At 59.1% G+C, this 10,924-nt stretch carries 10 protein-coding genes and 2 pseudogenes; 2 read left to right on the top strand and 10 right to left on the bottom strand.

Annotation, left to right across the window (positions count from 1 at the left end; all coding sequences use genetic code 11):
* Positions 1–120: 120 nt before the first annotated feature.
* The 6 genes and pseudogenes from ACW9HX_RS28195 to ACW9HX_RS28170 form a co-directional block, all read right to left on the bottom strand.
* Positions 121–549 (bottom strand): annotated as a pseudogene (locus ACW9HX_RS28195) (methyl-accepting chemotaxis protein); the annotation flags it as partial.
* A gap of 120 nt (positions 550–669) precedes the next feature.
* Positions 670–1,440 (bottom strand): annotated as a pseudogene (locus tag ACW9HX_RS28190) (PAS domain-containing protein); the annotation flags it as partial.
* 518 nt (positions 1,441–1,958) lie between these two features.
* Complete coding sequence (locus ACW9HX_RS28185; protein WP_457383100.1) at positions 1,959–2,972, bottom strand: ABC transporter substrate-binding protein; 1,014 nt, start codon at positions 2,970–2,972, stop codon at positions 1,959–1,961.
* A complete protein-coding gene (locus ACW9HX_RS28180) occupies positions 2,969–3,514 on the bottom strand; it encodes a sigma-70 family RNA polymerase sigma factor (RefSeq protein ID WP_457383099.1) in 546 nt (181 codons plus the stop codon). Before ACW9HX_RS28180 ends, ACW9HX_RS28185 begins: the two co-directional genes overlap by 4 nt.
* A 127-nt stretch (positions 3,515–3,641) precedes the next feature.
* Entirely contained in the window at positions 3,642–4,433 is a 792-nt protein-coding gene (locus tag ACW9HX_RS28175) for a phosphate/phosphite/phosphonate ABC transporter substrate-binding protein (protein WP_457383098.1), read from the bottom strand.
* 7 nt (positions 4,434–4,440) lie between these two features.
* Positions 4,441–5,382 (bottom strand): fatty acid desaturase, encoded by a 942-nt coding sequence (locus tag ACW9HX_RS28170; protein ID WP_457383097.1) that lies wholly within the window; start codon positions 5,380–5,382, stop codon positions 4,441–4,443.
* 337 nt (positions 5,383–5,719) lie between these two features.
* Here ACW9HX_RS28170 and ACW9HX_RS28165 point away from each other — a divergent pair, with 337 nt between their 5' ends.
* Positions 5,720–6,139: a GNAT family N-acetyltransferase gene (locus ACW9HX_RS28165; RefSeq protein WP_457383096.1), complete on the top strand. Its 420-nt coding sequence runs from the start codon at positions 5,720–5,722 to the stop codon at positions 6,137–6,139.
* On the opposite strand, the gene def is transcribed toward ACW9HX_RS28165, so the two are convergent.
* From def to ACW9HX_RS28150, 3 genes are all read right to left on the bottom strand, one after another.
* On the bottom strand, positions 6,140–6,679 hold the full coding sequence (gene def / locus ACW9HX_RS28160; protein ID WP_457383095.1) for a peptide deformylase: 540 nt from the start codon (positions 6,677–6,679) through the stop codon (positions 6,140–6,142).
* A 2-nt stretch (positions 6,680–6,681) separates the two neighbouring features.
* Positions 6,682–7,632, bottom strand: a complete 951-nt coding sequence (locus ACW9HX_RS28155) for a YihY/virulence factor BrkB family protein (protein ID WP_457383094.1) — start codon at positions 7,630–7,632, stop codon at positions 6,682–6,684.
* A gap of 177 nt (positions 7,633–7,809) precedes the next feature.
* Complete coding sequence (locus tag ACW9HX_RS28150) at positions 7,810–8,001, bottom strand: CsbD family protein (RefSeq protein WP_096818227.1); 192 nt, start codon at positions 7,999–8,001, stop codon at positions 7,810–7,812.
* 198 nt (positions 8,002–8,199) lie between these two features.
* Between ACW9HX_RS28150 and ACW9HX_RS28145 the strand changes: the two genes are divergently transcribed.
* Positions 8,200–8,577 carry a hypothetical protein gene (locus tag ACW9HX_RS28145; RefSeq protein WP_007951149.1) on the top strand — a complete coding sequence of 126 codons (378 nt, stop codon included), beginning with the start codon at positions 8,200–8,202 and terminating at the stop codon, positions 8,575–8,577.
* A gap of 363 nt (positions 8,578–8,940) precedes the next feature.
* On the opposite strand, the gene fadD1 is transcribed toward ACW9HX_RS28145, so the two are convergent.
* Positions 8,941–10,638 carry a long-chain-fatty-acid--CoA ligase FadD1 gene (gene fadD1, locus ACW9HX_RS28140; protein ID WP_457383093.1) on the bottom strand — a complete coding sequence of 566 codons (1,698 nt, stop codon included), beginning with the start codon at positions 10,636–10,638 and terminating at the stop codon, positions 8,941–8,943.
* Positions 10,639–10,924: the final 286 nt, after the last annotated feature.

The raw sequence follows: 10,924 nt of genomic DNA, 5'->3' as shown, positions 1-10,924 counted from the left end.
TGGACACTGGGGGGAGGGGGTTGGACCGGGGGGGTGTCAGCACGTTTAGCGTGGGTGTGGGTTGGACTGACGCAATCGCGGGCAAGCCCGCTCCCACAGGTTTTCGGATGTTGCGTAAAGTCAGTTCAACTGCAACGTCTCGTTGAACTGGCTGATCGCATCCACCACATGCCGCGAACCCTGCTGAATTTCCCGTATCGCGTCCCCTGCTTCGTTCGCCAGTTCCACCCCGAGCCCGGTGCGACTCAGACTCGACTGCATGCTCGACACCGCACTCAGTGACAACTCGTGGTTCTTGCGCACCACATCGACAATCTCCAGGGTCGCCTGACTGGTCCGCGCCGCGAGACTGCGCACCTCATCCGCCACCACCGCAAAACCGCGCCCGTGTTCGCCAGCCCGCGCCGCTTCGATGGCCGCGTTGAGCGCCAGCAGGTTGGTCTGGTCGGCAATCCCGCGAATGGTCTGGACGATGGTGCCGATGATGTCCGATTGCTTGCTCACCGCATCGATGCTCAGCGCCGCTTCGTTGAGGTCGCGGGAAATGTCCTGAATGATCTGCACCGTTTGCTGCACGACCTGTGAGCCTTTTTGTGCACAGGCGTCGTTTTGTACCGAAGTGCTGTGGGCCGATTCCGCAGCGGTCTGCAAGGTGGTCATCTGGTGGGTGATGTCGCTGGCGAACTTCACCACTTTGTACAAACGCCCTTTGGCGTCGAACAGCGGGTTGTAGGAGGCTTCGAGGTAAACGGTCTGCCCGGACTTGTTCTTGCGCTCGAAGCGGTGCGAGTGATATTCGCCGCGATTGAGCGATGCCCAGAACGCCTTGTATTGCGCGGACTCGGCTTCGGCGCGATGGCAGAACAGGCTGTGGTGATGGCCGACGATTTCGTTGAGCGAATACTGCATGGTCTTGAGGAAGTTATCGTTGGCCGTGATCACATTGCCTTCCGGGGTGAACTCGATCACTGCCATCGAACGGCTGATCGCAGCGAGCATGCTTTCCTCTTCTTTTTCCTTGTTCACCCGCGCCGTGATGTCCGACGCCACTTTGATCACGCTTCTGACTTGTTTGTCCGGGCCATAAACCGGCATGTAACTCGCTTCCAGCCAGATCTCCCGGCCGCTCTTGTTCAAGCGCAGGAAAGTGCCACTGATTGGCTCGCCCCGGGCCAGGTCACGCCACAACTTGGCGTACTCCTCGCTGCGATAGAACTCTTCTTCACAAAAGATCCGGTGATGTTTGCCACGCACTTCTTCGGCGCTGTAGCCCATGGTCTTGCAGAAGTTGTCATTGGCATCCAGAACGATGCCGTCGGGGGTGAATTCGATCATCGCCATCGAACGGCTGATCGCCTCCAACTTGGCATTGGCTTCGGTCAGGGCACAACTGAAGCGTTCGATTTCCTGCAGGTCAGCCTTGTGATGTAGGTTGAACATGTCTCTATCACCTTCCGCGCGGTCTTTTGATTTGATGAAAGTTCAGGTCTTTCAGAATCCACCACTACGTTCCACAGAACAGGCACACGCATTCCTCCACGGGAGGAAGTTGTCAGGTGATCAACGATGATTAATCAAAGAGTCCATGCAGCGACGCTCTAATCAAGACATCCTTCTCTTGATAGCCCGCAGGCGGGCCATTCCTAACGTGCAGAAGAACTTCCATTTAAAAAACATGCTCCTTGCCGGTTAAGTGTCGGTGCCTTGGATTGCGCACTCTGGCAGCTTTGTTCTTGGCTAACCGATTGCCGTCGAAGCGCTTTGGATGGCGGTCGACATAGTTAGTTACGTGTGAGCATAGACAGCGCAAAGCCTTGCGCAAGGCCACTAGTCGGCCAGTACCACGGGGAGTTTGGACAAAAAACGGACAAGAATCGGTTCAGCGAGCGGGATGTTTGTTGCCATTGCGACAGACTCGCAATGGCAACTTTTCGAACAACGCAATTAACGGAAAAGAACTACAGACTCCCACTGACTTTATTCGCCACCTCACCCGGCACCCACGGTTTCCAGACTTGTGGTTGATCGCGCAGGAATGCTTCGGCGACCTGGCGTGGCTTCTGGCGCTTCTCACTCATCCCGGCCAGGGTCTGGTTCAGCAGATCGATCGGCAAGTCGACTTTCTCAAAGAACGTCACCAGTTCCGGGTACTGCGCCTTGAACGGCGCCGACACGCCAATTGCCAGACTCGCCGGCATCGAGCGGGTGCCTTTGGGATTGGGGTTGTTGGCATCGGCCAGGGTTTTCCAGGCTTCGGCGTCGAACGGCGGCTCTTCCAGCTTCACCAGTTTGAAGCGACCGAGCAACGGCGTCGGCGACCAGTAGTAGAACAGCACCGGTTTGCCTCGCTTGATCGACGACGCCACCTCGGCATCCAGCGCCGCGCCGGAACCGGTGCGGAAGTTGACGAAGCTGTCGTTCAGCGCATACGCCTTGAGCTTCTGGCTGTTGACGATCTCCGAGGTCCAACCGGTCGGGCTGTTGAGGAAACGCCCGCGACTCGGGTCTTCCGGATCCTTGAACACATCTTTATAGCGCGGCAGGTCGGCCACGGATTTCAGCTCAGGCGCCAGCGGTTTGATTCCGCGCTCGGGGTCGCCCTTGATCACGTATTCCGGCACCCACCAGCCTTCGGTGGCGCCCTTCACCGTGTCGCCGAGGCCGAACACCTTGCCTTCGGCGGCAGCCTTGACCCACGCAGGACTGCGCCCGGCCCACTCTTCACCGATCACTTGAATGTCGTTTTTCGCCAGCGCCGCTTCCAGACTGACGGTGCTGCCCGGCAGTGTGTCGGTCGGGTAGCCGTAGCCTTTTTCGACAATCAGGCGCAGCACTTCGGTGATGAAACTGCCGCTTTCCCAGGTGATATCACCGAAGTGGATCGGCGCGGCTTTTTCCGCTGCCACGGCGTGCCCGGCAGTCAGGGTCAGGGCCAGCAGCGAACTGCCGAGCAGGGTTTTGATCGATCTCATGCGGACCTCTTGTTCTGGGAGGAAATCAGGGTTTGGTTGGCGCTGTGGCGGTTGCACAGGGCCTGGGAACGGGTCATGTACATGCTCACCGAACGCTGGGAGATGCCCAGTTCGGCGGCGATTTGCGGGTAGGTCAGGCCGTCGATGCGCGCCAGCAGAAAGGTCGAGCGGACTTTGCCCGGCAGACGCTGGAGCGTCCGGTCCAGGTGCTTGAGGCTCTGCGACAGGTCGGCGAGTTCTTCGGGAGACGGCGCGTGATCGAGGTCACTCTGTTGCAGTTGATGCAGATGACGACGCTCCAGATCGCCCCGCCGCCAGCGCTCATACAGCAGCCGCTGGGCGATGGTGGTGAGCAAGGCGCGGGGCTCGCGGATGGCGGTCAGGCCCGGGGCTTCGAGCAGTTGCGCGAAGGTTTCGGCGGCGATGTCTTCGGCTGTGGCCGCATCATTCGATTGCCGACGCAGACGTGCGCACAACCACTGGTAATGGTCGCGAAACAGCGTATTCACATGATTGCGATGGGATGCGTCGGCGCCGGACATGGGGGCTCCTTGGTCAAGGGTCGCTGAATGTCCGGTCGTCCGGTGGCGCGATCCTAGCAAGGTGCCTTATGCGTTAAAAATACTTAAAAAGAATTTTTATATTCCGTTTGAGAATTAACCGAGAGCGCTAGCGCAAGCGGCCAAAACCCAGTTCTTCGGCATCGCGCTGATAATCCAACAGGACGAGGTAATCGCTTTCGCTGGCGGGCAGGACTTCAGGCAAGCCAAGGGTACGAGCCACATCCGGCAGGTCTTGCAGGCTGCGGTTCATCGCCCGGCGCAGTTGCTCGATCTGTTGGTCCGTCGTGCTGGCAGCGGTGATGAAGGGCAAGGTCGGGCTGAACGCGCTGCGCGTCACCACCCGCAAGCCGCTGACTTCTTCGGCGGCGTGCTGCGCCAGGTAGGCAAAGGTCACGCTGTCGATGGCCGCCAGATCCGCAAGGTCTTCGCGCAACCAGCGCAGGCTTTCGCGGTGACCGCCACTGAGGCCGACCGAAGCGAAAAACCGACCATCCCGATGCAGCGGCGCCAGGCACTGGCGCAGCAGGTTCATGCCGCTGTTGGAGTCCTCGCTGTTGATCACCCCACGACTGTCGAAGAACTCCGCCAGGCTGCGGCGCGGATCATCGGCGCGAGAAAGGATCAGACTGCAATGATTGCCGGCAGTGGCGTCCGGCAACTCGTAACGCGGACGGCCGACAATCCGGACCTGACCGCGCAGCGCCGTCATCAGCGGATAGCCGCAAGTCTGGGTCAGCAGCAACTGCGGCGACAGCCAGAGTTCGGGCAGCGACAAGCCGCCGGCATCGAGTCTCGAGCGGCCCAAGTGTTCGAGAATCCGCGCCAGCCACTGTTCGTTCGCCGCGCGGATCGGCTCGGGGGCGATGTACATCAACAGCTCTGCGTAACCTGACGTCATGGTGGCCTCAAATGAACGGATGCTGCGGGCTGTCGATCGGCTTGATGCCATGCCGGCGCCACAATTGCCCATACCCTTGCACCAGAAACCCACCGCTGCGTTCGACCCATTGCTCCCGGCGCATACGGTAGGCCTTGGGCAAGTCGTACCACGCAAGCTTCGGCAAATCGTGGTGCACCAGATGGAAATTCAGGTTCAGGAACAGCCAGCGCCATGGCCATCCGGCTTCGTTGAGCACCGTGCGCTGTTCCGGTTGCGTGTGTGGCCGGTGTTCATAGTAGGAGCGGATCATCGCAATCGACAGCGCCGGTACGCTGATCAGCAGCAAGTAATGCCAGACCGGCAACACGCTGTACCGGGCAATGAAAAACAGCATCAGCACCGTCAGGGCACCGTGGGTCAACCACATCAGCCAGGCCTGGCGTTCGCGGTTTTTCAGGCGTTGCAGTTCTTCACCGGCCAGCGCCAGCAATGCCAGCGGTGCGCCTGTTACGAAACGGCCGAGCACGGTCTTGTTCAGCCAGTGCACGCTGCGTTCGAACAGCGAACTGCCCTGCCAGCGTTCGGCGCTCAGGTAACGGCTTTCGGGGTCGACACCGGGGATCGTCAGGTCTTCATCGCGATGGTGCTGCAAATGGCTGTCGCGATAGAGCGTGTAGGGATACCACACCGCAAACGGCGCATAGCCGAGCACTTTGTTCACCGAGATCCAGCGCGTCGGATGACCGTGAAGTAACTCATGCTGCACCGACAGCCACAGCACCAGCAAAGGAATCAGCAGCAACGTGCTCCACCAGAGGCCAAGCCATTCGCCGCCCAGCACAAGGGCAAACCAGCCGGTGTACACGCCGATCAGCAGCAGCCAGGTCGGCCAGTCGGTGCGGGCGGTGAAGCGTTGGCGCAGGGCTTCGATCTGTTGGCGATGGGCATCGTCGAAATAATGGGGCATGGCGTGGCTCGGAACGAGGGTCTGATCGTTCTGTGCAACACCTGAGGAAAATCTTGCAGATTATTTTTGCGGGGTGTTTTTACCGGCAAGACAGGAGCCCGGATCCGGGCTCCAGAAAGGCGTGATCAATGGCCAAAAATGTCGACTTTTTTCGCCCTTTTCTCGTGGCGTTTCTCGATGGCGGTCTTGGCCGGTTTCTTCTTTGCGGCTTTCTTCGAATCCATACCTTTGGACATGATGCGTACTCCACTCAGAGGGGATGTGAGATCAGGTATACACCTATCCCGACGGGCACGTTGTTTTATAATCCGCAGCTTTTGCACCGGCAGTCCGATTCATGACCGACATCCGTTACAGCCAGCTCGACGACCTGTCCTGGCCCTTGATGAACAAGTTCTACCGCCAGCATCAATCGTCGATGAAAGCGGTGCGCGAGGCGCAATTGTGGGTGGCGCGGCGGGAGGAAATCGTAGCGGCCTTGTGTCTGCGGCCGGTGTTCGGCGGGCATTGGCTGACCGGGTTGTTCGTCGATCCAGCCTGCCGCGAACAGGGTATTGCCGCGCAGCTGATTGCTGAAGCGGTGAAAGACGTCGAGGCGCCGGTGTGGCTGTTCTGCCACCCGGACCTGCGCGGTTTCTACGAGCGGCGCGGCTTCACCTTCGACCCCGCCCTGCCCCAGGCCATGGCCGAGCGCTTGAGCCGTTATGCGCGGAGCAAACCAATGATTGCCATGGAGCTCGCACCGCGCCTGGACTAGTCAGTCGTCGGCGTTGGGATCGAGGTCCGGAAACATCACTTCGGTGTAACCGAACTTGCTGAAATCGGTAATGCGCGACGGGTACAGCCGCCCGATCAAGTGGTCGCATTCATGCTGCACCACCCGCGCGTGGAACCCCGAGGCTACACGCATGATCGGCTTCCCCTTGGGATCAACACCCTCATAGCGGATATGCTGATAACGATCCACCGCGCCACGCAGGCCGGGCACCGACAGGCAGCCTTCGAAGCCCTCTTCCATCAGCGGACTGAGCGGCGTGATCAGCGGGTTGATCAGGATGGTCTGTGGCACGGCTTCGGCGTCCGGGTAACGCTCGCTGTGCTCGAAGCCGAAGATCACCAGTTGCAGGTCGACGCCGATCTGCGGCGCCGCCAGGCCGACACCGCCGACGCTTTCCATGGTCTGGAACATGTCGTCGATCAGTTGCCAAAGCTCCGGGCTGTCGAGCATCTCGGCGGGCACCGGCGGGGCAATGCGCAGCAGGCGTTCGTCGCCCATCTTCAGGATTTCACGGATCATGATCAGGCTTCGTCTGTGTTCGGGTTGAGCGAGTGATCGCGCCCAAGTCCGGAAACGTGTTGTTTGGGATGTTCATCGAGTTCGCCGGGGACTTTCTCGCCCGGGTCCTTGCCCTCGCTGGACATGTGTTCGATCACCGCATTCATCTCCGCGCCCAGCAACAGCACCGCGGCGGAAATGTAGAAATACAGCAGCAGCACGATGATCGCACCGATGCTGCCATACATGGCGTTGTAGTTGGCGAACGTCTTGACGTAAAAAGCGAACCCCAGGGACGCGACGATCCACACCACCACCGCCAGCACCGAGCCCGGAGTGATGAAGCGAAACTCCTGTTTGACGTCGGGCATCACGTAGTAGATCAACGCCACGGCCACCATCATCAGGATTACGATCACTGGCCAGCGGGCGATCGTCCATACGGTGACGATGAAGTCTTCCAGACCGACCTGCCCGGCAATCCAGGTCATCACCTGCGGCCCGAGAACCATCAGCGCGGCGGCGGCCAACAACATGCCGGCAATACCGACGGTGTAGAAGATCGACAGCGGGAAGCGCTTCCAGATCGGCCGGCCCTCGACCACATCGTAGGCGGCGTTCATTGCGCTCATCATCAGGCGCACACCGGCGGACGCGGTGTACAGCGCGATGACGATACCCACAGAAAGCAGACCGCCCTTGGATTGCTGCAACTGGTCGATCACCGGGTTGACCTGCTCCAGCGCCTGGGGCGGCAATACCAGTTCCGATTGCAGACGCAGCCAGGAGAAGAAGTCCGGCAGGTGCAGGAAACCGATCAGGGCGATCAGAAACAGAATGAACGGGAACAGCGAGAACAGCATCTGGTAGGCCAGTGCCGAGGCATAGGTCGACATCTCGTCGTCCATGAACTCGGTGACGGTGCGCACGATGACCCGGTGCAGGGGCAGGCCTTTCATGTCGGGGAAAATCATTCGCGTCTCCTTTCGCCGCAAAACAGGTTGAAGTCGTGGCGACTCAGGGGCCGTTTTTCTCTCATCAAAGTAGCTTACTTGGCGACTTTGAAACACTGTGATCCGTGACCGTATGTGAACGGGATACGAAAACGGCCATCCTTGGATGGCCGCTTCGGTGTTTCGTTCAAGACTGGATCAAGCCTTGTCGACGCCTTTCTTGATCGCGTCCTTGGCTTTGCCCACCGCTTGCTGGGCCTCGCCTTTCTTCTCTTGCAGTTTGCCCTCGACTTGCAGTTTGGTGTTGTCGGTGGCTTTGCCGATGCCTTGCTTGACGTTGCCGACCGCTTCGTTGGCCATGCCTTTTACTTTATCGCCTGTGCTACTCATGGTGTTTCTCCTTGGTGCATTGAAGGGGAAAAGTCATTACGTAACGATTGACTGGCCGGGTTTGCGCCAAGTTTCATTTATTTTCAGGGCTTCATTTCGTCGCGGCGTGCAGGTTGCGCTTTATGTTTGCGAGCGTAGCCCCGAGAATGCCCACCATAAGGGCGCCAGGCGCCACAGAACCGATCCCGCAGGAATGTTATGAAACTCGATAAAAAGCAGGCCATCGCCCGTCGCAACCAGGAACTGGGCGGTGCCGTGCTCGGCACCAACAACTGCCACTTCGCCGAACTGAACCGCAACCGCAACATCTGGTGGTTCGATCTGCCCGTGTCGCGTCTGGCCATCGGTCAGTACGAGTGGATTCACCTGTTGATGCACACCCCGGCCACCGACGAACTGCTGCACCTGAAAGTGCCGACCGTGTTTCTGCGCGAGAAGCTCGAAGGCCTGGTGATCCGCAACGAAGGCAAGCGCAAGGCCGCCCTGAGCCTGGAACTGAGCGCCGACAAGGACTCGTACCTGCAGGACATGCGCCCGGCGGGCACCAATGTGAACTTTGCGCCGTTCCGTCAATAAGATCGCGTGGGCCCCTTCTCCCCTCACCCTAGCCCTCTCCCAAGGGAGAGGGGACCGACCGAGTAGTCTTCACGAAGTACACCGACCTGAAATATCGAGCCGAACTCAGGTTTGAAGTACACGCTATCGGCTCCCTCTCCCTATCTCACATTGATAGAGGGGACTGACCGAGATGATTGGACGAGGTACGCCGACCTGAGATATCGAGTCGAACTCAGGTTTTGAAGCACACGCGATCGGCTCCCTTTCCCCCTCTCCCATTGGGAGAGGGCTGGGGTGAGGGGCTGGTTTAACCATACGCCAGAGATCTGAAGCCCTACTGCCTCACCAACAAAAAGCCCCGCATCTGCGGGGCTTTCTGTTTTACGCGGCGCTCTTCGCCTTGATCTTCTTCAGCTCTTCGTCGCGCAACTCGCGGCGCAGGATCTTGCCGACGTTGGTGGTCGGCAGCGCATCGCGGAACTCCACCGAACGCGGCACCTTGTAGCCGGTGACGTTGGCGCGCATGTGCTCCATCACCGCTTCCTTGGTCAGCGTGACGCCTGGCTTGGCGACGATGAAAATCTTGATCGCTTCGCCCGACTTCTCGTCAGGAATGCCTATGGCCGCGCACTGCAACACGCCCGGCAGGGTCGCCAGCACGTCTTCCAGTTCGTTCGGGTACACGTTGAAACCGGAGACCAGGATCATGTCTTTTTTGCGATCGACAATGCGCATATAGCCGTCCGGCTGGATCAGCGCGATATCACCGGTCTTCAGCCAGCCTTCGCTGTCGAGCATCTCGTCGGTGGCTTCCTGACGCTGCCAGTAGCCCTTCATCACTTGCGGGCCCTTGACGCACAGTTCGCCGATTTCGCCCAGCGGCTGCTCGACACCGGCATCGTCGATGACTTTGCACAAGGTCGACGGCACCGGAATGCCGATGGTGCCGATCTGGATATTCTGAATCGGGTTGACCGTGGCCACCGGGCTGGTTTCGGTCATGCCGTAACCTTCGCAGATCGGGCAACCGGTGACCGCTTTCCAGCGTTCGGCGGCGGCCAGTTGCAGGGCCATGCCGCCGGACAGGGTCACTTTCAGCGCCGAGAAGTCCAGCTTGCGGAAACCTTCGTTGTTGCACAGGGCCACGAACAGCGTGTTGAGGCCGACGAAACCGCTGAACTTCCACTTCGACAGTTCCTTGACCATCGCCGGCAGGTCGCGCGGGTTGCTGATCAGGATGTTGTGGTTGCCGATCAGCATCATCGCCATGCAATGAAAGGTGAACGCATAGATGTGGTACAGCGGCAGCGGCGTGATCAGGATCTCGCAGCCTTCATTGAGGTTGGAGCCCATCAGCGCCTTGCACTGCAGCATGTTGGCGACAAGGTTGCGGTGGGTCAGCATCGCGCCCTTCGCCACGCCGGTGGTGCCGCCGGTGTATTGCAGCACAGCGACGTCGCCACTGTCCGGGTTGGCTTCGGCAACCGGCTGGCCCTGGCCCTTGCTCAGCACGTCGTTGAATTTGACGGCTTTAGGCAGGTGATAGGCCGGCACCATTTTCTTCACGTACTTGATGACGCTGTTGATCAGCAGGCGCTTGATCGGCGGCAGCAGGTCGGCGACTTCAGTGACGATGACGTGTTTGACGCCGGTTTTCGGCACCACGGCTTCGGCCAGATGCGCCATGTTTGCCAGGCACACCAGCGCCTTGGCACCGGAGTCGTTGAATTGGTGTTCCATTTCCCGCGCGGTGTACAGCGGGTTGGTGTTGACCACGATCAGCCCGGCACGGATGGCACCGAAGACGGCGACCGGGTACTGCAACACGTTGGGCAGTTGCACGGCGATTCGATCACCGGGCTGCAAATCGGTATGCTGTTGCAGATAAGCGGCAAAGGCACCGGACAATTCGTACAGTTCACCGTAGGTGATGGTCTTGCCCAGGTTGCTGAACGCCGGTTTGTCGGCGAAGCGTTGGCAGGATTGCTTCAACACTGCCTGAATATTCGGGTACTCGTCTGGATTGATGTCGGCAGCAATTCCAGCGGGGTACTTATCCTTCCAAAAGTCTTCGATCATGGAAGCCCACTCCTCAGCAACGCGAATTCAGCACCGCATTTGATGCGATTATTATTGGTGTTTGTTTATTGGTGAGTCTGGCTTTTTACAAGGCCGAGAAGTCACAAAGCGCGCCGAGAGTAGCAGCTTTGCCAAGGGTCGACTAGAGCCAAAAGCGGCCCCTACAGTCATTTTAATGACTCAAGAACTACTGGCAGTCATTTTAGAGCAAAAATCCTATAACAGCTTGGAAGTCCCGGTTTTCGGGGTCTGTAAACAAAAAATCGCGAGCAGGCTCGCTCCCACA

The organism is Pseudomonas sp. SDO52101_S400 (assembly GCF_054071635.1).
The sequence above is the reverse complement of the archived record's forward strand: the minus strand, read 5'-3'. Positions and strand labels throughout refer to the sequence as shown.

Bases quoted from the DNA above. Each gene is read 5' to 3' on its own strand.
- ACW9HX_RS28185 (WP_457383100.1), bottom strand. From the start codon at position 2,972: ATGAGATCGATCAAAACCCTGCTCGGCAGTTCGCTGCTGGCCCTGACC.
- ACW9HX_RS28180 (WP_457383099.1), bottom strand. From the start codon at position 3,514: ATGTCCGGCGCCGACGCATCCCATCGCAATCATGTGAATACGCTGTTT.
- ACW9HX_RS28175 (WP_457383098.1), bottom strand. From the start codon at position 4,433: ATGACGTCAGGTTACGCAGAGCTGTTGATGTACATCGCCCCCGAGCCG.
- ACW9HX_RS28170 (WP_457383097.1), bottom strand. From the start codon at position 5,382: ATGCCCCATTATTTCGACGATGCCCATCGCCAACAGATCGAAGCCCTG.
- ACW9HX_RS28165 (WP_457383096.1), top strand. From the start codon at position 5,720: ATGACCGACATCCGTTACAGCCAGCTCGACGACCTGTCCTGGCCCTTG.
- def (WP_457383095.1), bottom strand. From the start codon at position 6,679: ATGATCCGTGAAATCCTGAAGATGGGCGACGAACGCCTGCTGCGCATT.
- ACW9HX_RS28155 (WP_457383094.1), bottom strand. From the start codon at position 7,632: ATGATTTTCCCCGACATGAAAGGCCTGCCCCTGCACCGGGTCATCGTG.
- ACW9HX_RS28150 (WP_096818227.1), bottom strand. From the start codon at position 8,001: ATGAGTAGCACAGGCGATAAAGTAAAAGGCATGGCCAACGAAGCGGTC.
- ACW9HX_RS28145 (WP_007951149.1), top strand. From the start codon at position 8,200: ATGAAACTCGATAAAAAGCAGGCCATCGCCCGTCGCAACCAGGAACTG.
- fadD1 (WP_457383093.1), bottom strand. From the start codon at position 10,638: ATGATCGAAGACTTTTGGAAGGATAAGTACCCCGCTGGAATTGCTGCC.